Raw genomic sequence first — 23,691 nt, 5'->3', positions numbered from 1 at the left:
ATTCAGGCAAATCCGGGTCGCCAAAAATTCTGCGCAAACGGTTTCGTCGCGAGGTCGCTTTCTCTATAATACGCCCCGTTTTCCCTGTTGCGCCCAATTTGCGTCGCCCGGCGCCCTGACGAGAGACTTATTAATGGAAATTCTGCGTGGTTCGCCCGCCCTGTCGGCATTTCGTGTAAATAAACTGCTGACCCGCTTTCAGGACGCTCATCTGCCGGTGAGTGATATTTACGCTGAGTACATCCATTTCGCTGATGTCAGCACGCCCTTAAGCGCCGACGAACAGAGCCGTCTGCAGCGCCTGCTGAAATATGGTCCCTCTCTGGCTGAACATGCCCCGCAGGGGCGTCTGCTGCTGGTGACGCCCCGTCCCGGTACCATCTCCCCCTGGTCCTCCAAAGCCACCGACATTGCCCACAACTGCGGACTGCCGCAGGTGCGCCGTCTGGAGCGCGGTCTGGCCTTTTATGTGCAGGCTCCGCAGCTGACGGAAGCACAGTGGCAGACGCTGGGTACGCTGCTGCACGATCGCATGATGGAAACGGTCTTCAGCGATCTGGCGCAGGCTGAGCAACTCTTCGCGCACCATACGCCGCAGCCGGTGAAAAGTGTGGATCTGCTGGGCGAGGGCCGTGAGGCGCTGGTTCAGGCAAACACCGCGCTGGGTCTGGCGCTGGCCGACGATGAAATCGACTATCTGGTGGCAGCGTTTACTGCCCTGGGCCGCAATCCAAACGACATCGAACTCTATATGTTCGCCCAGGCGAACTCGGAGCACTGTCGTCACAAGATCTTCAACGCCGACTGGGTGATCGACGGCGAGAAGCAGCCGAAATCGCTGTTTAAGATGATCAAGAATACGATGGAGCAGACGCCGGACTACGTGCTCTCTGCTTATAAAGATAACGCCGCCGTCATGGAAGGCTCCGAAGTGGGACGCTTCTTTGCGGACGCCGGAGAGGATGAATATCGCTGGCATCAGGAAGCGGCACACATCCTGATGAAGGTCGAAACGCATAACCACCCAACGGCGATCTCGCCGTGGCCAGGTGCGGCGACCGGTTCCGGGGGGGAAATCCGTGATGAGGGTGCCACCGGACGCGGCTCCAAGCCAAAAGCGGGCCTGGTGGGCTTCTCGGTCTCTGACCTGCGTATCCCGGGCTTCGAACAGCCGTGGGAAGAGGACTTCGGCAAACCGGCCCGCATCGTCAGTGCGCTGGAGATCATGACCGAAGGCCCTCTCGGCGGCGCGGCGTTTAACAATGAATTTGGTCGTCCTGCGCTGAACGGTTACTTCCGTACCTATGAAGAGCAGGTGACCAGCCACAACGGCACCGAACTGCGCGGCTATCACAAGCCGATCATGCTGGCGGGCGGCATCGGTAATATCCGTGCCGACCATGTGCAGAAAGGGGAGATCTCCGTAGGCGCGAAGCTGGTGGTGCTGGGCGGTCCGGCCATGAATATCGGCCTGGGCGGCGGTGCGGCGTCATCAATGGCCTCAGGTCAGTCGGATGCCGATCTCGACTTCGCCTCGGTCCAGCGTGACAACCCGGAGATGGAACGCCGCTGTCAGGAAGTGATCGACCGCTGCTGGCAGCTGGGCGACAAAAACCCGATTCTGTTTATCCACGACGTGGGTGCAGGCGGTCTCTCCAACGCCATGCCGGAGCTGGTCAGCGACGGCGGTCGTGGCGGCCGCTTTAACCTGCGCGACATCCTGAGCGACGAGCCAGGCATGAGCCCGCTGGAAGTGTGGTGCAACGAATCGCAGGAACGTTATGTGATGGCCGTGGCCCCTGACCAGCTGGCGCAGTTTGAGGCGATCTGCCAGCGCGAGCGCGCGCCGTTCGCCGTCATCGGCGAAGCGACCGAAGAGCTGCATCTGAGCCTGGAAGACAGTCACTTCGGCAATAAGCCGATCGACATGCCGCTTGATGTCCTGCTGGGTAAAACACCGAAGATGACGCGGGATGTCGTCACCCTGCAGGCTCAGGGCGAGGCTCTGCAGCGTGACGGGATCACGCTGGTCGATGCGGTGAACCGTGTCCTGCATCTGCCCGCCGTGGCAGAAAAAACCTTCCTGATCACCATCGGTGACCGCAGCGTGACCGGCATGGTGGCGCGCGACCAGATGGTCGGTCCGTGGCAGATCCCGGTTGCCAACTGCGCGGTCACCACCGCCAGCCTCGACAGCTATCACGGCGAAGCCTTTGCGCTGGGCGAACGTTCGCCGGTGGCGCTGCTGGACTTCGCGGCCTCGGGACGCCTGGCGGTCGGTGAAGCCCTGACAAACCTGGCGGCCACTCAGATTGGTTCACTGAAGCGCGTGAAGCTCTCGGCCAACTGGATGTCTGCAGCCGGTCATCCGGGTGAAGATGCCGGGTTATATGCGGCGGTGAAAGCGGTCGGCGAAGAGCTTTGCCCGGCGCTGGGGATCACCATCCCGGTCGGCAAAGATTCGATGTCGATGAAAACCCGCTGGCAGGAAGGCACCGAACAGCGTGAGATGACCTCGCCGCTGTCGCTGGTCATCACCGCCTTTGCGCGCGTCGAAGATGTCCGCCGCACGGTTACGCCACAGCTGCAGGCCGATCAGGATAACCTGCTGCTGCTGATCGACCTTGGTAATGGCGCGAACACGCTGGGCGCAACCGCGCTGTCGCAGGTCTATCGCCAGCTTGGCGACAAACCGGCGGACGTGCGTGATGCCACACAGCTGGCCGGTTTCTTCAATGCGATTCAGGCGCTGGTGGCGGAGCAGAAACTGCTGGCCTATCACGACCGTTCCGATGGCGGTCTGCTGGTGACACTGGCGGAGATGGCCTTTGCGGGTCACTGCGGCGTCGACGTGGATATCGCCTCGCTGGGCAGCGATGCCCTGGCCGCGCTCTTCACCGAAGAGCTGGGCGCGGTGATCCAGATCAACGCCGCCGATCGCGCAGCGGTTGAGCAGATCCTGGCGGATCACGGCCTGGCGGCCTGCACTCATCTGCTGGGCAGCGCACAGCCGGGCGATCGCTTTGTGATCCGCGCCGGAGAGAGCGCGGTCTACAGCGAAAGCCGCACCACGCTGCGCACCTGGTGGGCTGAAACCACCTGGCAGATGCAGCGCCTGCGTGACAACCCGGCGTGTGCCGATCAGGAGCATGACGCGAAGAAAAACGACAGCGATCCTGGCCTGAACGTCCATCTGACCTTTAATCCGCAGGAAGATGTGGCGGCGCCGATGATCGCGACGGGCGCACGGCCAAAAGTGGCGGTGCTGCGTGAGCAGGGCGTTAACTCACATGTAGAGATGGCGGCCGCCTTTGACCGGGCCGGTTTTACCGCGATTGACGTGCACATGAGCGATCTGCTGGCCGGACGCCGCGATCTGGATGGCTTCCAGGCGCTGGTTGCCTGCGGCGGCTTCTCTTACGGCGACGTGCTGGGTGCCGGTGAAGGCTGGGCGAAATCGATTCTGTTTAACCCACGCGTGCGTGACACGTTCGAAACCTTCTTCCACCGCCCGCAGACCCTGGCGCTGGGCGTCTGTAACGGCTGCCAGATGATGTCGAATCTGCGCGAGCTGATCCCGGGCAGCGACCTCTGGCCGCGCTTCGTCCGCAACCAGTCTGAGCGTTTTGAAGCACGCTTCAGCCTGGTCGAAGTGGCCGCCAGTCCGTCACTGCTGCTGGATGGCATGGCCGGTTCACATATGCCGATCGCCGTTTCCCACGGTGAAGGCTTTGTGGAAGTTCGTGACGCTGCGCACCTGGCGGCGCTGGAGTCGAAAGGCCTGGTGGCCCTGCGCTTTGTCGATAACTTCGGCAAGGTGACAGAAACCTATCCGGCTAACCCGAACGGTTCACCGAACGGCATCACCGCCGTGACCAACGAAAGTGGTCGCGTCACCATCATGATGCCGCATCCGGAGCGCGTGTTCCGTACCGTCAGCAACTCCTGGCATCCGGCCGAGTGGGGCGAGGATGGTCCGTGGATGCGTATCTTCCGTAATGCGCGCAGGCAACTGGGTTAATACCGACCGCTGAAAAAAAACAGGAGGCCAGTGTGCCTCCTGTTTTTTTGTGATGCTGTTGGCAAATAGCGACAGCGGGTACAGGGCACTGTCGCTGTATGGCGACATCTATCCTGTTGATTTTCAATGACAGCGTCCGGGCCGCCGATTAGTGTCGCCTGTCGGAGACAGATCGGACAATGACCATCAGACTTTTCGCAGCCTCTCAGCGGCATAAAGATTCAATCCGCTGAAAAATATAATGATTTATTTTCTGGCACGGAACTTGCTATAATTCTGGCACTGCTCATTCACCTGTTTATGATTGCCCCGCCTGGCGGAAAAGAGCTCATAAAGCCCGAATGACGCACCAAACGGAGCCTGCCGTCCACCTGACCGATAATCGCTTGCGTTATCAACCACCGGACGTCACGTTGAGTAAGGCTCCACCCATTTTTACGCGATGCCTCACGCGTCGCGCCAGCGGCAGGCCATTGAGCCTGCCGTTTTCTTTTCTTCCCCTTTCTTCCGCCAGCAGAGTCCGCTAGCATCCAGACAGCAACTTTCTGAGGAAACGGCTGCGTGAAAAAATGGCGTTTATTTCCCCGCTCGCTGCGTCAGCTGGTGCTGATGGCGTTTGTTCTGGTCCTGCTGCCGTTACTGGTGCTGGCCTGGCAGGCGTGGGAGAGTCTCTCTGCGTTAAGCGAACAGGCCGCGGACACCAACCGCAACACCTTCACCGACGTGCGCAGAAGTGAGGCGATGGCACGAACGGCTGTTGAGCTGGAGCGCGGCTATCGTCAGTATTGTGTGCTGGATGATGCCTCGCTGGCTCGCCTCTATCAGACTCAGCATACCCGTTACAGTCAGATGCTGAACTCGCACAGCGCCAGCCTGCCTGAGCTGCCGGTGTTCCGGATTTTGCAGGCGACCCTGCCGCTGCTGACGCCGCTGCAATGTGATAACGGCAACCCCGTTCCGCGCGCCGCCGAGGCGCTGGACCGCTTCTCCGTCACCAACGCGCAGATGGTGCAGGAGACGCGCGAGGTGGTCTTTTCGCGCGGCCTGCAACTGCAGCGCGAAATCGCCGATCGTGGCCAGTTTTTCGGCTGGCAGGCGCTGATTCTGTTTATCATCAGCCTGGCGCTGATGCTGCTGTTTACCGGCATGATCATCGGCCCGGTTAAGCGCATCGAACGCATGATCAACCGGCTGGGAGAGGGCCGGGAGCTGGGCAACAGCGTAATATTTCGCGGCCCGCGTGAGCTGCGCTCGCTGGGGCAGCGTATCGTCTGGCTCAGCGAACGGCTGCAGTGGCTGGAGTCGCAGCGTCACGAGTTTCTGCGCCATCTCTCTCACGAGCTGAAAACGCCGCTGGCCAGCCTGCGCGAAGGCACCGAGCTGCTGGCTGATGAGGTCGCCGGATCGCTGAACGCCGACCAGAAAGAGGTGGTGACCATCCTCGACGGCAGCAGCCGCCATCTGCAGCGCCTGATCGAGCAACTGCTGGATTACAACCGCAAACTGGCGGATGGCCCGATTCAGCTTGAACCGGTCAGCGTGACGGAGATCGTGGAGAACGTGGTTAACGCCCATGCACTCTCTGCGCGCGCCAAACTGATGCAGACGGTGGTCGATCTCCAGGTCAGCCACTGCCTTGCTGAACCGACGTTACTGATGCGGGTCATTGATAACCTCTATTCGAACGCCGTGAACTACGGCAGCGAATCCGGTACCATCTGGCTGCGCAGTCAGCAGCAGGGCGACAGGATATGGATTGAGGTCGCGAACAGCGGAACGCCGATCCCGCCGGAAGAGCAGGCGATGATTTTCGAACCCTTCTTCCAGGGCAGCCAGCAGCGCAAAGGGCCGGTAAAAGGCAGCGGGCTGGGACTCAGTATTGCCAAGGATTGCCTGCGCCGGATGCACGGCGACCTGACGCTGGTCCCCTGCGAGCAGGCTGACGTCTGTTTTCGAATTGAACTGAACACCACAGCCGGGAATGTCTGACCGATGAAATATTTACCCGCTTTGCTGCTGAGCACGCTGCTGCTCTGCGGCTGTACGACCTCCCCGGCCACCTCCTCTCTGCCGTCAGGCCATCAGGTGGCGGAACCCGAGGTCAGAGTCGCTGATTATCTGGCGATCCGCTGCAACGACCTGTGGCCGGTGGAGAAGGGCGAGGCGCTGAATAATCCCCTCTACTGGATGCGGGCGATCGACTGCGCGGAGCATCTTTCCCCCGCCGAAGCCCGGGCAGAAGCCCACCGCTGGCCAGCTGAGAGCTGGTCGCGCGCCTTTAAGCAGGGCGTGCTGATGTCCAACGGCAACGTCACGCCCGTCGAGCGTCGTCGCTATGTGGAAACCCTGGATCGCTACAGCAGCGACTTCCCCTCCTCTTTGCGCCCGCTGATTCAGCTCTGGCGCAGCAATCAGACCGCGCAGCTCGACCTGAGCGAGGCACGCACCCGTTATGCGCATCTCCAGCAGAGCAGCGATGCCCAACTGGAGGCGACGCGCCAGCAGATGGTGAAACAACAGCAACAACTCAGTGACACACAGCATAAGCTGGAGCGGCTGACTGACATTGAGCGTCAGCTCTCGTCACGCAAAGCGCCGGATGTCTCTGACAACGGTCACGGCACGGCGCTGCCGCAGGAGGAGGAACAGTAATGGTCAGACAGGCGGCAAAACTGCTGCTGGTGGATGACGATCCCAGCCTGCTGAAGCTGCTGGGAATGCGTCTGCGCAGCGAAGGTTATCAGGTCACCACAGTGGCCAGCGGACCCGAAGCGTTACGTCTGCTGCAGAAAGAGAAAATCGAACTGGTGATCAGCGATCTGCGGATGGATGAAATGGATGGCCTGGCGCTGTTTGGCGAGATTCAGAAACGCCATACCGGTCTGCCGGTGATTATCCTGACCGCGCATGGCTCCATCCCGGATGCTGTTTCCGCCACTCAGCAGGGCGTGTTCAGCTTCCTGACCAAACCGGTGGATCGGGATGCGCTCTATAAAGCGATTGATGAGGCGCTGGCTCAGCAGGCACCGGTCAGCGACGACCGCTGGCGCGAAGCGATTGTTACCCGCAGTCCGCTGATGCTGCGGCTGCTGGAGCAGGCGCACATGGTGGCGCAGTCAGATGTCAGCGTGCTGATTAACGGCCAGAGCGGCACCGGCAAAGAGATGCTGGCACAGGCGATCCACGCCGCCAGCCCGCGCAACGGTAAACCCTTTGTGGCCATCAACTGCGGCGCACTGCCGGAGCAGCTGCTGGAGTCCGAGCTGTTCGGACATGCGAAAGGGGCTTTCACCGGTGCGGTCAGCGCCCGTGACGGCCTGTTTAAAACCGCGGGCGGCGGCACGCTGTTCCTGGATGAGATCGGCGACATGCCTCAGCCGCTGCAGGTAAAGCTTCTGCGGGTGTTGCAGGAACGCAAGGTCAGGCCGCTGGGCAGCGATCACGATATTGATATCGATGTACGTATCATCTCTGCGACGCATCGCGATCTGCCAAAAGCGATGGAGAAAAAAGAGTTCCGCGAAGATCTCTTCTATCGCCTCAACGTGGTGAACCTGAAAATTCCGGCGCTGCATCAGCGCACGGAGGATATCCCGCTGCTGGCGAATCATCTGCTGCGTCAGGCCGCGGAGCGCCATAAACCTCAGGTGCGCAGTTTTTCGGTCGATGCGATGAAGCGCCTGATGGCCGCCAGCTGGCCGGGCAACGTCCGCCAGCTGGTGAACGTGATTGAGCAGTGCGTTGCGCTCAGCTCATCGCCGGTGATCAGCGATGCGCTGGTGGAGCAGGCGTTAAGCGGCGAAAACAGCGCGTTGCCGACCTTTGCGGAGGCCCGCAATCAGTTCGAGCTGAACTACCTGCGAAAACTGCTGCAGATGACCAAAGGCAACGTCACCAATGCCGCACGCCTGGCCGGACGCAACCGCACCGAGTTTTACAAGCTGCTCTCCCGCCATGAACTGGATGCCAGTGATTTTAAAGAGTAGCCCGGAAACACCTTGTGCTGACCGGGTGTGCCACGGCCCGGATCGGTCGCAGTACCTGGCGTAGTCTGACAGCGCTTGCGGCCGCCCGAAGAATCCCGGATATTACCGCCCGACAGCGCCAGCAACATTTATACTTGATATACCCTCTGACCATGGAGGGAGTGAAAAAGGGTCTGACATGAAAAAGATTGATGCGATTATTAAACCATTCAAACTCGATGATGTTCGTGAAGCCTTAGCGGAAGTGGGCATCACCGGGATGACCGTGAGCGAAGTCAAAGGTTTTGGCCGCCAGAAAGGGCACACCGAGCTCTATCGCGGCGCAGAATATATGGTCGACTTTTTACCGAAAGTGAAAATCGAGATAGTGGTTGGCGACGATATCGTTGATACCTGCGTCGAGACCATTATGCGCACCGCGCAGACCGGCAAAATCGGTGACGGTAAGATCTTTGTCTTTGACGTGGCGCGCGTCGTGCGTATCCGTACCGGCGAAGAGGATGAAGAGGCGATCTGATTCTCTCTTCGGCAGAACAAAAAGCCCGCGCTGCGGGCTTTTTTTATGGGGCTGTCACATCCCTTTATGCGGGCCAAAGAGTTCGTAGTGGATATGTGTTTCTGTCACCCCGGCATCACGCAGCTGCGCCACCACATGCTGCATGAAGGCCAGCGGACCACAGAGGTAAAAGTGCGTTTCGGGTAAGGTGAGCCGCGCAGAGAGCTGACTGATATTCATCACGCCCTCCGCATCATAACGACCGGCATCGTCAGCCGTAGGATGGCGATACCAGACCCGGCTGGCGAAATCGCAGAGCGGTGCCCCCGTGTCACGAACTTCTTCGGCAAAGGCGTGCTGTTTACCGTTCTCCGCCGCGTGCAGCCAGCTGACAGGCGCAGGATGGTGGCTGGCCGCCAGCGCATGCAGCATCGCCAGCATCGGCGTCTGCCCGACGCCCGCAGAGATCAGCGCCACCGGGGTGACAGAGTCGATATCCAGGAAGAAGTCGCCGTGCGGCGCGGCCAGCTGCAGCACATCGCCCACCCGGCCGTGCTCATGCAGCCAGCCTGAGACCGTGCCCTGCGCCTCACGTTTCACCGCGATACGATAATCTTTGCCGTTGCTGAGGTGCGTCAGTGAATACTGACGAATCTGGTGATGGGCGAAACTGGCGGGTTGCAGATGAATCGTCAGATACTGACCTGGTTTAAAGGCGGCAACCGGGCCGTCACCGACCGGCGTGAAGGTAAAGCTCTTGATCGCCTCGCTCTGCGGCTCAATGGCGCTGATGCGAAAGGCGCGGGTGCCGCGCCAGCCGCCGGTCTGCTGTTCTGTTGCCTGATAGATCTCCTCTTCCCGCCGGATAAACAGATCCGCCAGCACGCCATAGGCGCGTCCCCATGCCGCCAGCACCTCATCGCCCGGATTCAGCATTTCCTGAATGGTCGCCAGCAGATTCTCGCCAACGATGGCGTACTGCTCAGGCTGAATATTCAGGCTGGTGTGTTTCTGGGCGATCTTCTCTACCGCAGGCAGCAGCACGGCCAGGTTCTCCAGGTTAGCACCGTAGGCGCAGATCGCATTGAACAGTGCTTCCCGCTGATCGCCGTTGCGCTGGTTGTTCATGTTAAAGACATTTTTGAGTTCCGGATGGCGCGACAGCATGCGGTCATAGAAGTGTGCGGTCAGCGCCGGGCCGCAGGCGGCGATGGCAGGCAGGGTCGATTTAACGGTGGCGATTGTCTGGGCATCAAGCATAAAAAGGACCTCAGGTTAAAAGATGTATTTTAAATGCATCTTATGGCTGAACGGTCCACGCTGTAAATATGCGGCTCCTTTTTCAGGCTGTCAGAGTGGCAACTTTTGTGTGCATGGCATAAAACGGCGGTCGCGGGCGGGGGAGGAACACCGTGTGGCAGGCACGGCAAAAGGTGTAAAAAGGCGATGCCAGTCGCTAGCCAAACGTTTGCGTAAAAAGAGGCGGTTCACCCTACCTTCACCTGTTAAAACGGTTTACACTGTGGGCCTTCGCCCCTGAAGAGGGGTAAATACCGTCAGAAAGTTAGCTGAGTCAGGAGATCCGGATGTTAAAGCGTGATATGAACATTGCCGATTACGATGCCGAGTTGTGGCAGGCAATGGAGCAGGAGACAGTGCGTCAGGAAGAGCACATTGAACTGATTGCTTCTGAAAACTACACCAGCCCGCGTGTTATGCAGGCGCAGGGTTCTCAGCTCACCAACAAATACGCTGAAGGTTATCCGGGCAAACGCTACTACGGCGGTTGTGAATACGTTGATATCGTTGAGCAACTGGCTATCGACCGCGCTAAAGCGCTGTTTGGTGCCGATTACGCTAACGTGCAGCCACACTCCGGTTCCCAGGCTAACTTTGCGGTTTACACGGCGCTGCTGCAGCCGGGCGATACTATTCTTGGCATGAACCTGGCGCACGGTGGACACCTGACTCACGGTTCACCGGTTAACCTGTCAGGCAAACTCTATAACGTCGTGGCTTACGGTATCGATGAAGCCGGTAAAATTGACTACGACGAACTGGCTGAACTGGCGAAAACCCACAAGCCAAAAATGATTGTCGGCGGCTTCTCAGCTTACTCCGGCGTCTGCGACTGGGCGAAAATGCGCGAGATCGCGGACAGCGTCGGCGCCTGGCTGTTTGTTGATATGGCACACGTTGCCGGTCTGGTGGCCGCTGAGGTCTACCCAAGCCCGATCCCGCATGCCCATATCGTGACCTCCACCACCCACAAAACCCTGGCGGGTCCGCGCGGCGGCATCATCCTGGCGAAAAACGGCGACGAAGAGTTCTACAAGAAACTGAACTCGGCGGTCTTCCCGGGCGGTCAGGGTGGTCCTCTGATGCACGTTATCGCCGGTAAAGCCGTGGCCTTCAAAGAGGCGATGGAGCCGGAATTCAAAACCTACCAGCAGCAGGTAGCAAAAAACGCCAAAGCGATGGTAGAGGTGCTGATTGCGCGCGGCTACGACATCGTTTCTGGCGGCACGCACAACCATCTGTTCCTGATCGATCTGGTGAGCAAGAACCTGACCGGTAAAGAGGCGGATGCGGCGCTGGGCCGTGCCAACATCACCGTCAACAAAAACAGCGTACCAAACGATCCGAAAAGCCCGTTTGTTACCTCCGGTATCCGTATCGGCACTCCGGCAGTAACCCGTCGTGGCTTCAAAGAAGCTGACGTGCGTGAACTGGCGGGCTGGATCGCCGACGTGCTGGACAACATCAATGATGAAGCGACCATTGAGCGCACCAAACAGAAAGTGCTGGATATCTGCGGCCGTCTGCCGGTTTATGCATAATCGCTAACCCGTTGTGAAACAGCATAAAAAGGATGGCATCTGCCATCCTTTTTTATTGCCTGTACCGCGGCGCTCTGCCAGAGTAGCGCCCACTTATGCTGCCATGCGGCACACCTGCTGGAGGGAATATGGCAATCGCGTCTGCCAGATGGCTCGGACTGGGCTACTTCACTTACTTCTTCTGTTACGGCATCTATCTGCCATTCTGGGGCGTCTGGCTGAAAGGCACCGGGCTGGATGCGGAAAAAATTGGCCTGCTGCTGGGCTGCGGTATGGTGGCGCGTTTTGTCGGCAGCCTGCTGATCGCCTCGCAGGTCCGTAATCCCGGCCGGCTGATCACCGCACTGCGCCTGCTGGCACTGATGACCTCTCTGTTTGCTGCTGGTTTCTGGGCAGGGGAGCAGTGGATGTGGCTGCTGACCGTGATGATCGGTTTTAACCTCTTCTTCTCGCCGCTGGTGCCGCTTAGCGATGCACTGGCCGCGACCTGGACGCAGCAGATTGGCCTGGCGTACGGGCCGGTCAGATTGTGGGGATCGCTGGCCTTTGTGGTCAGCTCAGCCTTAACCGGCGTGCTGGTCAGTGCTTACTCCTCTCAGGCGATTCTGCTGCTGCTCTCCGTCGGCGTTATCGCCATGCTGAGTGGGATGATGCTGAAGCCCGCGACTCAGCCGCACGGCAACGAACGGCAGAGCGCCGCAGGCGGCGGCTGGCAGGTCTGGCGTGACCTGCTGCGGGAAAAGGCGGTCTGGCGATTTATGCTCTGCGTGACGCTGCTGCAGGGGGCGCATGCCGCCTATTACGGCTTCAGTGCGATCTGGTGGCAGGAGAGCGGCTATTCTGCCTCGATGGTGGGCTATCTCTGGTCGCTGGGCGTGGTGGCGGAAATCATCATCTTTGCCCTGAGCAATCGCCTGTTCCGCCGCTGGAGCGCGCGCGATCTGCTGCTGCTCTCGGGCGTCTGTGCCCTGATCCGCTGGAGCCTGATGGGAGCCAGCACCGCGCTGCCGCTGCTGATTGTGGCGCAGATCCTTCACTGCGGCAGCTTTACTGTCTGTCATCTGGCGGCGATGCGCTTCATTGCCGCGCGGCAGGGCGCGGAGGTAATCCGGCTGCAGTCGCTCTATTCGGCGCTGGCGATGGGCGGCGGGATTGCGATCATGACCATGATCTGCGGGGTGCTGTTCGCCCATCTGCAGGGACATCTTTTCTGGGTGATGGCACTGGTCGCGCTGCCTGCGCTGTTTCTGCGTCCGGGCTACGACTCCAGCAAATAACGAATGCGCTGCTGATGGTGTAGCGTCAGCGGCAATTCAGCATGCACCAGCGGCGGCGAGAAGAGCGGCAGTGAGGTGGGGTAGGGTGAAATGATAATGTCCACATCCCGCGGCGCGCCCTCCCGCTGAAACAGTTTCACATCCTGATAGGTAATGTTGACGGGCAGCAGGGTAATCTCCCGGATCTGCTGCTCAACATCCTGTTCCAGATCGGCATCGTCACCGGTCAGCAGCAGCACCTGCTTCTCCTGCAGCGCGCTGCCCTGCATCAGCCAGGCCCCAAAAATGATGGTCACTAAACTGACCTCTTCCTGAGAAAACGTCACCTGATAGTGCTGCTCAAACCGCTGCAATGCCTGTTGCGTGGTGCGCAGCAGCCGGGGATAGAGGCGGCTGACATCCAGGGCCACGCTATTATCAATACCGATACTGAAATGGGTGCGGTCCAGCGCCTGGGTCAGGTGCGGATAGAGCTGGTGCAGCAACTCGGCGCGGTCGGCGAAGGTGACCCCGGCACACTGCTCAAAGTCATCGATCAGCTGCTGAGTGGCCTGCAGAAGTTGCGTTTCCGCAGGATGGGCAACTGTCTCCACGCCAGGCGTATGGATCTGGCTGAACAGCAACGTCCAGAAGTCCGTTTCACTGACGGGCGGGGCAGGATTACAGCGTTTTCGCCAGTGATGAATCACATCCTCTGCGGCCTGGCGTTCAGCTTTATGCTGTAGCCACGCGCGCTGGGTTTCACTGAACAGCACCGGCTGACGCTGACACAGGCCATACTTCATATAGATTTGCAAAAACAGCCGGTCGCGGTCGCTGAAATCACGCTTCATGCGCAGGCTGCAGTGCTGGATCAGCGCCTGCAGATTGGTCTCATCCCACAGCGCCTTCTCGATCTTCATTACCTTCAGGCGCTGACGCAGGGGGGCGGCGAACTGCTCGCAGACGAAATCCGTCGACAGGCGCAGACTGCGTCGCAGGTTGTGCAGCAGACAAAGGCGTCGATCCAACTCTGTACCATGAAGGCGAAAGCTGCCATCGACCATCTGGTGCAACTCCAGCTGGTGATATCGCTGTATCTCAAGGCCCACATCCGCGATATCCTGTCGGGCAACAGCAGGATCGACGCCATTCAGCTGGCAGACTTTTTCAAGTGTAAGCGCGGGTGTTGGCAGAAATAGCAGCAATAAAAGATGGCACTGACGCTGTGAACGGGTGAAGAGTGGTGCCAAAGGGGTAGCAGAACTCATCAATCAGATTTCCAGCAGGCTATTTTGAGCTAAGAATAGTCAACCCCGTTAGCGGTTGCGCGGTTTGCGCGGTTTATTTGCCGGAGGTTTAAGGCGGGTCACAAAATTTAGTTACCTCTGGATCCTTTTCATCGGAAACGTTACTTTATAACATTATGAAACGTGCACTTTTTCTTTTGCTGATGACCGCGAGTCCGGCGCTGCTGGCCCATCCGCATAGCTTCATCGACATGAAAACTGAGCTGGTGGCGAAGGATGACACCTTTACCGGCCTGAAGATGATCTGGACCATGGATGAGATTACCTCTGCCGATCTGCTCTATGACGCAGGCGAGGCGAAGCCTGGCAGCGTGGTGTGGAAGAAGCTGGCGGCGGAGGTGATGGCCAACGTGCTGGGACAGCACTACTTTTCGGAAATCTGGCATAACCAACAGCGGGTAAAGTTTTTGAATCTGCCAACGGAATACAACCTGTCGCGCAGCGGCCACAAAGCAGTGCTGGAGTTCATTCTGCCGCTGGCGGAACCGCCAACGCTGGCCGGACAGCGCTTTGAGATCCTGACGTTCGATCCCACCTATTTTGTCGATATGTTCTATGACAACCCCGGTGCCCTGACGCTGCCACCCGCGCTGCAGACGCGCTGCCGGTTTACCCTGAACACGCCAAAGCCTGACGACGCGCTGAAGCAGTATGCGCTGTCACTGGATAAGGCGGACGCACCGGCGGAAGAACTCGATCTGGGTCGCCAGTTTGCGCAGACGGTGGTGCTGACATGTCAGTGATCGCCCGGTCGAACCGGATCGCCCGGCGCTGGCCACTCTGGCTGATGGCGGTACTGTTTATCAGCACTGCGGGGCTGGTCTGGTTCTGCTGGCCGCAGATCCTGCTGCAGAGCGTCCTGTGGCAGAAAGATCTGCACCAGCAGATGACCTGGCTGTTACAGCAGGTGGCGGCGCAGCCTCATCAGGCTGGCCTTTCACTGGTGATCTTCAGCCTGCTCTATGGCGTGCTGCACGCGCTGGGGCCGGGCCACGGTAAAGTGGTGATCACTACCTTTCTGGCGACCCATCCGGGCCGCGTAAAAACCAGTATCAGACTCACGCTGCTGGCCTCCCTGCTGCAGGGCTCGGTGGCGATCGCCCTGGTGACGGTGATGCTGGTGCTGCTGAAAACCTCGTCGCGTCAGCTGCACCTCAGCAGTTTCTGGCTGGAGAGGGGCAGTTACCTGCTGGTGATGGGGCTGGGGATCGTGATGGGGTATCGGGCGCTGCGGGCGCTGTGGCGGGCGCTGCGTCCGCGAGCGGCACCGCCGTTTCAGTCGTTCCAGCCGCTGACGCCGCATTCCCCTCACCATCAGCACAGCGATCAGTGTGGGTGTGGTCATGCACATCTGCCGACTCCGCAGCAGCTGAGCGGCAATGTCAGCGTGAAAACCCAGCTGCTGGTGGTGCTATCGATGGGACTGCGCCCCTGTTCCGGCGCGATTATGATGCTGCTGTTCGCCAAAGTGATCGGAGTCTATCTCTGGGGCGTTCTCTCCGCTGCGGTGATGGCGCTGGGCACGGCGCTGACGATTTCGGCCATTGGTCTGCTGGTTCAGCAGGCGCGTACGGTGGCGCAGCGCCTGGCGCAGCCGAGCGAAGAGGCCGGAACGTCCCGGCTGCTCATGCCGCTGCTGACCCTGATCGGGAGCCTGATTTTAATCGTAGCCGGAGTGGCCTTATGGCAGGCCGCCCGGATGACGCCAGCCGGTGGTATTCGTCCTTTCTGACTGAAACGCAGCGGGAATTAAATTCCCGCCGTCCGCGTTTCCCCGTTAATTATCTTTAAATTCACTCCGTTAATTTTTTCTCTATCCGCTTTAGTGGAGAAAAAACTATTCCCTGTCTACGCTGTTAATACCTAAACGGCATTCCGCCGTCAGGATGATAAAAGTTCAGAACAGTTTCTGTTTATTGTGAGGAGTATATTTCATGGCTGATACCCGTTTTAATAATGGCTACACCGAAACGCTGGCGACCGGGCCCGCGGGATTACCGTTAAAGCGTATTTCCTGGAGCGCCGTATTTGCCGGTGTTATTTGTGCGTTAATCGTTCATATCATTCTGACGCTGCTGGGTACGGCCATTGGTGCCACCACCATTGATCCGATGAAAGAACAGAACCCTCTCGACGGCATTGGTACTGGTGCACTGGTCTGGACGGCCATTGAAATGCTGGTCGCGATGGCGGCGGGTAGTTATGTCGCAGGCCGTCTGGCTCAGCGTGAAGGCGCCATGCACGGTTTACTGATGTTCGGCGTTAGCACAATTTTCACTATTTACCTGGCGATTGCGCTGGCAACCAGCGTATTAGGTGGTGCCATGAATATTCTGGGTTCCGGTTTCCAGGCACTGGGCAGTGGTATTTCCGCCGCCGCGCCTTCGGTTACTCAGATGGCGAAAGAAAAACTGCAGGAAAATAATATTAATCTCGACAGCCTGCAGAATGAACTGGAAACCACTTTACGTCAGACCGGCAAGCCGGAATTACAGCCAGAGAACCTGAAGCAGGATGCGAATAATGAAGCGCAGAACGCTGAGAACCAGGCAAGTAATACCGCGAATCATCCTGAGACAGCTGATACTGATCTGACTAACTGGTTAAAAGGCGTGATGGATCGTCACTCGGATACGCTGCAGGCTGCCGACCGCGATGCGCTGAAAAATATTATCAAAGCCCGCACCGGTAAAAGCGATGAAGAAGTGGATCAGATCGTAGCTAAAGCCGAGCAGAACTATCAGCAGGCGATGCAGAAATATCAGGAACTGAAACAGCAGGCTGAACAGAAAGCGCGTGAAGCCGGTGAGAAAGCCGCTGCCGCGACCGCTAAAGCAAGCTGGTATGCCCTGATCCTGCTGGTTATCGAAGCTGTGCTGGCTGGCGTGATGGGGATGGTGGGTCGTCGTACTCAGCCTCGTCAGGTGCTGTCACACGAACGTCGTTAATCGGCCTTAACAGGCAATAAAAAAGGCGGCCAGGAGGCCGCCTTTTTTTGCGTCTGCAACTTAGCGTTTTAACGCTTCGCTCAGCTCATCGCGCATGCCTGACAGCATCGCTTTCACCACGCGCGGGTTACCTGCCACCAGGTTTCCTGACAGCAGATAGCCGTGGTTACCGGTGAAGTCGGTGACCAGACCGCCCGCTTCACGCACCAGCAGTTCGCCCGCGGCGAAATCCCACGGCTTCAGGCCAATCTCGAAGTAGCCATCCACGCGACCGGCCGCGACATAAGCCAGATCCAGCGCAGCAGAACCGGTGCGGCGGAAATCGGCGCACTGCGTAAAGAGCTTAGTGAGGATGTTCATGTAGGCAGGCGCATGCTGCTTCATTTTGAACGGGAAACCGGTCGCCAGAACGGTGCCATCCAGATCGCGTGCAATGCTGCCGCGCAGACGGTAGCCGTTCAGCTGCGCGCCCTGACCGCGTGACGAGGTGAAGAGCTCATTACGCATCGGGTCGTAAACCACCGCGACTTCAGTGCGGCCTTTGATGCGCACTGCGATAGAGACGGCAAAGTGGGGTAAACGTTTAATAAAGTTGGAGGTGCCATCCAGCGGATCGATAACCCATTGAACGTCCTGATCTTCACCCGCCAGTTCACCGCTTTCTTCGGTGATGATGGTGTGTTTTGGATAAGATTTACGAATAATTTCGATAATCAGGCGTTCTGCTTCGCGGTCAACATTGGTTACGAAGTCGTTGCTGCCTTTCTGGCTGGCTTCGACGGCGTCCGGGGTTTCATAATATTTGGCAATTAAATTTCCGGCCTTGCGCGCTGCGCGCACGGCAATGTTGAGCATTGGATGCATCGGTATCTCTCGCTGGATGTTAAAGAACGGGGAAAACGGCGCCGAGTATAGCAGTGTGTTCGGTAAATGTCCTGCTTTATGTTAGGATTCTCTCCACTGATTTTACTGACCCGTTTCTGAGTATCCCTAATCATGTTGCAAAATATCCGTATCGTGCTGGTCGAAACTTCCCATACCGGTAACATGGGTTCCGTGGCCCGCGCCATGAAAACCATGGGCTTAACCAACCTCTATCTGGTGAATCCGCTGGTCAAGCCTGACTCCCAGGCGATCTCCCTGGCGGCCGGTGCCAGCGATGTGATCGGCGACGCTAAAATCGTCGACTCGCTGGATGAGGCGATTGCCGGATGCAGTCTGGTGGTGGGCACCAGCGCCCGTTCCCGTTCGCTGCCCTGGCCGATGCTGGATGGACGCGAATGTGGCGTGAAAAGTGTGGAAGAGGCCCAGCAGGCACCGGTTGCGCTGGTATTTGGTCGCGAACGTGTTGGCCTGACCAATGAAGAGCTGCAGAAGTGCCACTATCATGTCGCCATTCAGGCGAACCCGGAATACAGCTCGCTGAATCTGGCGATGGCCGTGCAGATCATCGCCTATGAAGTGCGTATGGCCTGGCTGCAGTCGCAGGAGCAGGCGACCCCACAACCGACGTATGAAGCGTCTCCCTATCCGCTGGTCGATGACCTCGAACGCTTCTATCAGCATATGGAACAGATGATGCTGAACAGCGGCTTTATCCGTGAAGCGACGCCGGGCCAGGTGATGAGTAAACTGCGCCGTCTCTACACCCGTGCGCGTCCCGAACGCGACGAACTCAATATTCTGCGCGGGATGCTCTCGTCGTTTGAAAAGCCGAAAAGCGATAAAAAATAAGCCGTTAATAGTTGAGTAAATTACCAGGTTAAATACCTGAGTGTTTTACCAGGTTAAATAGTTGACCAATTTACTCAGGAATGTCAGACTTCATCGCATCTGTTGCTAATCCTCCGATAACCGGACGCTATTGAGGTCGTACGCTATGAGACTGACATCCAAAGGACGTTATGCCGTGACTGCCATGCTGGACGTTGCCCTTCACTCTCATGAAGGCCCCGTTCCGCTGGCTGATATTTCTGAACGTCAGGGCATCTCGCTCTCCTATCTGGAGCAGTTATTTTCGCGGCTGCGTAAAAACGATCTGGTCTCCAGCGTCCGTGGGCCGGGCGGGGGTTATCTGCTGGGCAAAGCATCCAATACCATCTCCGTCGGGGAAGTGATCACCGCTGTTGATGAGTCCGTCGATGCCACGAAATGTCAGGGTAAAGAGGGCTGTCAGGGGGGCGAACGTTGCCTGACCCACGTCCTGTGGCGCGACCTGAGCGTGCGCATCAGTGATTTCCTGAACAACATCACGCTGGCGGAGCTGGTAAACAATCAGGAGATCCTGGATGTGGCCGACCGCCAGAATGCCAACGATAATCGTCGCTTCCAGAGCCCGCGCGCTCAGGAAATTAACGTTAACCAGCGCGCCTCCTGATCCCCGCTGTTCCGGCCCTTACTGCTAACGCGGTCAGGGCCGAATCTGCTATAAAGACGTATGATTTTTAATACGGAGCTGTAGCGCAATGAAATTACCGATTTACCTGGATTATGCCGCCACCACGCCGGCCGATCCGCGTGTGGCCAGCAAAATGATGCAGTTTCTGACGCTGGATGGCACGTTCGGTAATCCGGCCTCGCGATCGCACCGTTTTGGCTGGCAGTCTGAAGAGGCGGTGGATGTCGCCCGCAATCAGATCGCCGAACTGGTCAATGCCGATCCGCGCGAAATCGTCTTCACGTCCGGCGCTACCGAATCGGATAACCTCGCGATTAAAGGGGCGGCCCACGCTCATCAGGCGCGCGGCAGACATATCATCACCAGCCAGACAGAACATAAAGCGGTGCTCGACAGCTGCCAGCAGCTTGAGCGCGAAGGCTTTACGGTCACCTATCTGGCTCCGGCTGCAGACGGCATTATCTCGCCCGACCAGCTGCGCGCGGCGCTGCGTGATGACACCATTCTTGTCACCCTGATGCATGTGAATAATGAAACCGGCGTGATTCAGGATATCGCCGCCTTTGGCGAACTCTGCCGCGAACGGGCGATTCTGTTTCATGTGGATGCGACCCAGAGCGTTGGCAAACTGCCGATCGATCTCAGTGTGCTGCCGGTGGACCTGATGTCCTTCTCTGCCCACAAACTCTATGGCCCGAAAGGGATCGGTGCGCTTTATGTGCGGCGCAAACCGCGCGTGCAGATTGCGGCGCAGATCCACGGCGGCGGCCACGAGCGCGGTATGCGCTCCGGCACGCTGCCGGTGCATCAGATTGTTGGAATGGGGGAAGCCTGTCGTATCGCCGCCGAAGAGCGCGAAACCGAGATGGCGCAACTGCAGCGCCTGCGCCTGCGCCTGTGGGAGGGGATCAGCGTGCTGCCCGGCGTTTCTCTTAATGGCACTCTTCAGCAGGGCGCGCCGAACATTCTCAACCTCAGTTTTGCTGACGTTGAGGGGGAATCCCTGATTATGGCGCTGAAAGATCTGGCGCTCTCTTCCGGCTCCGCCTGTACTTCTGCCAGCCTGGAGCCCTCTTATGTCCTGCGGGCGATGGGGCTGAACGAGGAGCTGGCGCACAGTTCGCTGCGCTTCTCGCTGGGGCGTTTTACCACAGAAGAAGAGATTGACTACGCCATTGCCCTGGTGCAGAAATCCGTGACCCGCCTGCGCGCCGTCATGAAATCCTGACACCCGGCCATAATCCGGAAACGGCGTCCTGTGATGCCGTTCGCTGGCAACCGCTGACGGAATCTGTTATCAGGTCTCTGCGAGTTACATTTAACATCTTATTAAAGCCGTTATAACAATCAGGCTGGATGAAACAGATAACGACTATGGAGCTTTTCGATGACCACACAACCGATGAACATTACGCTTAGCAGCCAGCCCGCCGATGCGCGCTGGGGCGAGAAAGCGATTCTCAGCAGCAACGACAGCGGCATGACGCTGCATCTGACCGGCGCAGATGCGCTGAATATCATTCAGCGTGCGGCGCACAAAATCGACAGCCAGGGGATCCGCCATGTGGCGCTGACCGGCGAGGGCTGGCACCTTGAGCAGTGCTGGGCATTCTGGCAGGGCTTCCGTGGTCCCAAAGGCCAGCGTCAGGTAGAGTGGCCTGCGCTCGGTGAGCATGAGCAGGCCGAGTTCGATCGCCGCCTGAAAATCATCGACTGGGTGCGCAATGTCATTAACCTGCCAGCGGAAGATCTGGGGCCGGAGCAGCTGGCGCATAACGCCATCGATCTGATCAGCGAAGTGGGTGGCAGCGCGGTCAGCTACCGCATCACCAAGGGTGAGGATCTGCGTGAGCAGGGCTATATGGGCCTGCACACCGTTGGTCGCGGGTCGAACCGTCCGCCGGTCTTCCTGGCGCTCGACTACAACCCGACCGGTGACGACAACGCTCCGGTCTACGCCTGTCTGGTCGGTAAAGGCATCACCTTTGACACCGGCGGCTACAGCCTGAAGCAGAGCAGCTTCATGGACTCCATGAAATCGGACATGGGCGGCGCGGCAACCGTTACCGGTGCACTGGCGATGGCGATCTCACGCGGCCTCAACAAGCGCGTGAAACTCTATCTCTGCTGCGCCGACAACATGGTCAGCAGCAACGCCTTTAAGCTGGGCGACATCATTCGCTATCGCAACGGTAAATCGGTGGAAGTGATGAACACCGACGCGGAAGGGCGTCTGGTGCTGGCCGACGGATTGATCGACGCCAGCGAGCAGAATCCGACGATGATTATCGACGCCGCCACGCTGACCGGCGCTGCCAAAACCGCGCTGGGCAACGACTACCACGCGCTGTTTACCTTTGATGAGGTGATGGCGCAGTCGCTGATGGGCAGCGCGGTCAGTGAGAACGAACCCTTCTGGCGTCTGCCGCTGGCCGAGTTCCATCGCAGCCATCTGCCGTCTAACTTCGCCGATCTTAATAACATCGCCAGCCCCTCCCATGCGGCGGGTGCCAGCAGTGCGGCGGCCTTCCTCTCTTACTTCGTCAGCAATTATCAGCAGGGCTGGCTGCATATCGACTGTTCCGCGACCTATCGTAAAGGCGCGGTCGATCAATGGGCGGCGGGTGCCACCGGTCTGGGCGTGCGCACGATTGCCAATCTGTTACTGAAATAAGCCGAACGCTGCGGTGACCAGAGTCACCGCTGTTCAGAGGGGAAGTATGAACCGTCTTGAAGAGGTGCTGAAGCTGGCGGCGACCGAGCCCGCCCATCGGCCCGAATTTTTTCAACTGCTGCTGGCGTCGGATGTCTGGGTGCCAGGCGAAAGCACCCAACAGCAGTTTGATGCCAGCACGCCCGTCGATCTGCAGCACTGGGAAAAAGAGGATGGCAGCAGCGTCATTCCTTTTTTCACCTCGGAAGAGGCGATGAGCGAAGCGGTCAAAGGTGAACAGGCCTGGCTGCGTCTGCCGGTGCGGACGCTGTTTGAGATCACGCGCGGCGAGACGCTGTTTCTCAATCCCCGACTTCCTTCCGGCAAGGAGTTTACCGCCTCCGAGATCACGCATCTGCTGGCGGAAGAGGGCAGTGCGCTGACTCAGCAAACCGTGCTGGAGGGCGGCACCTCGCTGCTGCTTTCTGAAGTGGCCGAACCGCCTGCGCAGATGATCGACTCGCTGACGCAGCTGTTCAGCAAGCATAAGCAGGTGCGTCGCGCGTTTATCGCCACCCTTCGTGAGCAGGCCGATGAGGCGCCGAATCTGTTGATTGGGATCGAAGCGGACAGCAACATCGAGGCGATTATTCAGGCCGCGGGCAGCGTGGCAACCGACACGCTGCCGGACGACGCGCCAATCGATATCTGTGAGGTGAGGGCAGAGGAACGCGGCATCAGCCACTTCTTCACCGCCCACATCACGCCCTTTTATGAACGTCGCTGGGGCAGTTTCCTGCGTGACTTTAAGGGCAGCGAACGGATTATCTGACAGGCAAAAAAAGAGGCGGCTCACGGGCCGCCTCTTTTTATTTCGCGATCGGTAAGTCGTCGCGACTGCCCCATTCACCCCAGGAGCCGTCATACAGCGTGGCATCCCGAACGCCCAGCGCGGTCAGTGCCAGAATCAGGACGACCGCCGTGACGCCTGAGCCGCAGCTGGCGACCACCGGGCGGCTGATATCCACGCCCGCGTCGGCAAACAGTTGGCGCAGTTCCGCATCCGGTTTCAGTTTTCCCTGCTCGACCAGCATATTCCACGGCACGTTCAGGCTGTTGGGAATATGCCCGCGATGCAGGCCGGGACGCGGCTCGTCCACCTCTGCGTTAAAGCGATTAGCGGCACGCGCATCCACGATCTGTGCGCCGCCCTCATGGCTGATCAGCAGCACATCCGTCAGGCGTTTCACCCGGCTGTCATCTGCGTGCGCCTCAAACTCACCCTCCGGCAGATCCACCTCGCCAGTTGCCAGCGCATACCCGGCGGCTTTCCAGCCCTGCAATCCGCCCGCCAGGATCGACACCTGCGCCACACCAAAGGTGTGAAGCATCCACCAGGCGCGCGGAGCGGAAAAGAGATTCCCCTCGTCATAGACGATCAGGTGCTTATCGCTGCTGATGCCCAGTTCGCGCATGGCGACGGCAAAAGCCTCGGCACGCGGCAGCATATGCGGATAGGGACTGGTGTGATCGGAAAGGGCTTCGATATCGAAGTAGGGCGCATCGGGCAGATGCTCCGCCAGATATTCAGCCTGAACATCGCGCACCGTCTCCATCCCGGGTGGCAGCAGCCGGGCATCCAGCACCTGAAGCCCCTCATCATCGTAGTGCTCATGCAGCCAGTCGGCGGACACAAACAGGGGAGTCGTCATAACAACCTCATCTCAGCAATCTGTCGTACCAGTGTCGGGGAATGTGCGCCCCATCTCAAGAGAAGCGTTGA

The 23,691-nt window shown here is 58.8% G+C and carries 19 protein-coding genes; 15 read left to right on the top strand and 4 right to left on the bottom strand.

Features of this window, described 5'->3' with window-relative positions; translation table 11 throughout:
• Positions 1 to 133 precede the first annotated feature (133 nt).
• The 5 genes from purL to glnB all read left to right on the top strand — a co-directional run bounded on the left by purL (position 134) and on the right by glnB (position 8,524).
• Positions 134 to 4,021, top strand: a complete 3,888-nt coding sequence (gene purL / locus ACR6AS_RS09855; RefSeq protein ID WP_434161893.1) for a phosphoribosylformylglycinamidine synthase — start codon at positions 134 to 136, stop codon at positions 4,019 to 4,021.
• A 561-nt stretch (positions 4,022 to 4,582) separates the two neighbouring features.
• The gene (locus ACR6AS_RS09850) at positions 4,583 to 6,010 is read left to right on the top strand and encodes a sensor histidine kinase (protein WP_293772955.1); all 1,428 of its coding nucleotides are present in this window, start codon (positions 4,583 to 4,585) and stop codon (positions 6,008 to 6,010) included.
• A gap of 3 nt (positions 6,011 to 6,013) precedes the next feature.
• Positions 6,014 to 6,673, top strand: a complete 660-nt coding sequence (gene qseG, locus ACR6AS_RS09845) for a two-component system QseEF-associated lipoprotein QseG (protein ID WP_111139129.1) — start codon at positions 6,014 to 6,016, stop codon at positions 6,671 to 6,673.
• Positions 6,673 to 8,007, top strand: coding sequence for a two-component system response regulator GlrR (gene glrR, locus ACR6AS_RS09840; RefSeq protein WP_434161889.1), 1,335 nt, complete (start codon positions 6,673 to 6,675; stop codon positions 8,005 to 8,007). Before qseG ends, glrR begins: the two co-directional genes overlap by 1 nt.
• A gap of 178 nt (positions 8,008 to 8,185) precedes the next feature.
• A complete protein-coding gene (gene glnB / locus ACR6AS_RS09835) occupies positions 8,186 to 8,524 on the top strand; it encodes a nitrogen regulatory protein P-II (RefSeq protein ID WP_111139131.1) in 339 nt (112 codons plus the stop codon).
• 54 nt (positions 8,525 to 8,578) lie between these two features.
• Here glnB and hmpA read toward each other — a convergent pair whose 3' ends face one another.
• The gene (gene hmpA / locus ACR6AS_RS09830) at positions 8,579 to 9,763 is read right to left on the bottom strand and encodes an NO-inducible flavohemoprotein (RefSeq protein ID WP_434161887.1); all 1,185 of its coding nucleotides are present in this window, start codon (positions 9,761 to 9,763) and stop codon (positions 8,579 to 8,581) included.
• Between the two features lie 326 nt (positions 9,764 to 10,089).
• On the opposite strand from hmpA, the gene glyA reads away from it, so the two are divergent.
• Both glyA and ACR6AS_RS09820 read left to right on the top strand, forming a co-directional pair.
• Positions 10,090 to 11,343, top strand: coding sequence for a serine hydroxymethyltransferase (gene glyA, locus ACR6AS_RS09825; protein WP_111139133.1), 1,254 nt, complete (start codon positions 10,090 to 10,092; stop codon positions 11,341 to 11,343).
• 128 nt (positions 11,344 to 11,471) lie between these two features.
• Positions 11,472 to 12,620, top strand: a complete 1,149-nt coding sequence (locus tag ACR6AS_RS09820) for a 3-phenylpropionate MFS transporter (protein WP_111139134.1) — start codon at positions 11,472 to 11,474, stop codon at positions 12,618 to 12,620.
• Here the strand turns inward: ACR6AS_RS09820 and csiE are convergent.
• Positions 12,602 to 13,870 carry a stationary phase inducible protein CsiE gene (csiE, locus tag ACR6AS_RS09815; RefSeq protein ID WP_111139135.1) on the bottom strand — a complete coding sequence of 423 codons (1,269 nt, stop codon included), beginning with the start codon at positions 13,868 to 13,870 and terminating at the stop codon, positions 12,602 to 12,604. The genes ACR6AS_RS09820 and csiE overlap by 19 nt on opposite strands.
• 155 nt (positions 13,871 to 14,025) lie before the next feature.
• Here csiE and ACR6AS_RS09810 point away from each other — a divergent pair, with 155 nt between their 5' ends.
• The 3 genes from ACR6AS_RS09810 (at position 14,026) to ACR6AS_RS09800 (ending at position 16,857) form a co-directional block, all read left to right on the top strand.
• Positions 14,026 to 14,652, top strand: a complete 627-nt coding sequence (locus ACR6AS_RS09810) for a DUF1007 family protein (RefSeq protein WP_111139136.1) — start codon at positions 14,026 to 14,028, stop codon at positions 14,650 to 14,652.
• Positions 14,643 to 15,641: a nickel/cobalt transporter gene (locus tag ACR6AS_RS09805; protein WP_434161883.1), complete on the top strand. Its 999-nt coding sequence runs from the start codon at positions 14,643 to 14,645 to the stop codon at positions 15,639 to 15,641. The genes ACR6AS_RS09810 and ACR6AS_RS09805 overlap by 10 nt, the downstream gene beginning before the upstream one ends.
• A 202-nt stretch (positions 15,642 to 15,843) precedes the next feature.
• A complete protein-coding gene (locus ACR6AS_RS09800; RefSeq protein WP_111139138.1) occupies positions 15,844 to 16,857 on the top strand; it encodes a TIGR04086 family membrane protein in 1,014 nt (337 codons plus the stop codon).
• 60 nt (positions 16,858 to 16,917) lie between these two features.
• On the opposite strand, the gene suhB is transcribed toward ACR6AS_RS09800, so the two are convergent.
• On the bottom strand, positions 16,918 to 17,721 hold the full coding sequence (gene suhB / locus ACR6AS_RS09795; protein WP_111139139.1) for an inositol-1-monophosphatase: 804 nt from the start codon (positions 17,719 to 17,721) through the stop codon (positions 16,918 to 16,920).
• A gap of 132 nt (positions 17,722 to 17,853) precedes the next feature.
• Here suhB and trmJ point away from each other — a divergent pair, with 132 nt between their 5' ends.
• From trmJ to sseB, 5 genes are all read left to right on the top strand, one after another.
• Positions 17,854 to 18,591, top strand: a complete 738-nt coding sequence (gene trmJ / locus ACR6AS_RS09790; RefSeq protein WP_367395695.1) for a tRNA (cytosine(32)/uridine(32)-2'-O)-methyltransferase TrmJ — start codon at positions 17,854 to 17,856, stop codon at positions 18,589 to 18,591.
• A 145-nt stretch (positions 18,592 to 18,736) separates the two neighbouring features.
• Positions 18,737 to 19,234: a Fe-S cluster assembly transcriptional regulator IscR gene (iscR, locus tag ACR6AS_RS09785; protein ID WP_111139141.1), complete on the top strand. Its 498-nt coding sequence runs from the start codon at positions 18,737 to 18,739 to the stop codon at positions 19,232 to 19,234.
• Positions 19,235 to 19,322: 88 nt separating this feature from the next.
• A complete protein-coding gene (locus ACR6AS_RS09780; protein ID WP_434161880.1) occupies positions 19,323 to 20,483 on the top strand; it encodes an IscS subfamily cysteine desulfurase in 1,161 nt (386 codons plus the stop codon).
• Between the two features lie 159 nt (positions 20,484 to 20,642).
• Positions 20,643 to 21,929, top strand: coding sequence for an aminopeptidase PepB (pepB, locus tag ACR6AS_RS09775; RefSeq protein ID WP_111139143.1), 1,287 nt, complete (start codon positions 20,643 to 20,645; stop codon positions 21,927 to 21,929).
• Positions 21,930 to 21,975: 46 nt separating this feature from the next.
• Entirely contained in the window at positions 21,976 to 22,740 is a 765-nt protein-coding gene (sseB, locus tag ACR6AS_RS09770) for an enhanced serine sensitivity protein SseB (protein WP_111139144.1), read from the top strand.
• A 37-nt stretch (positions 22,741 to 22,777) separates the two neighbouring features.
• Here the strand turns inward: sseB and sseA are convergent, their stop codons facing one another.
• The gene (sseA, locus tag ACR6AS_RS09765) at positions 22,778 to 23,620 is read right to left on the bottom strand and encodes a 3-mercaptopyruvate sulfurtransferase (protein ID WP_111139145.1); all 843 of its coding nucleotides are present in this window, start codon (positions 23,618 to 23,620) and stop codon (positions 22,778 to 22,780) included.
• Positions 23,621 to 23,691 lie beyond the last annotated feature (71 nt).

The sequence above is a fragment of the Pantoea phosphatilytica genome, assembly GCF_051025615.1.
Lineage (GTDB): Bacteria > Pseudomonadota > Gammaproteobacteria > Enterobacterales > Enterobacteriaceae > Pantoea.
This window is presented reverse-complemented; position numbering and strand designations above follow the sequence as displayed.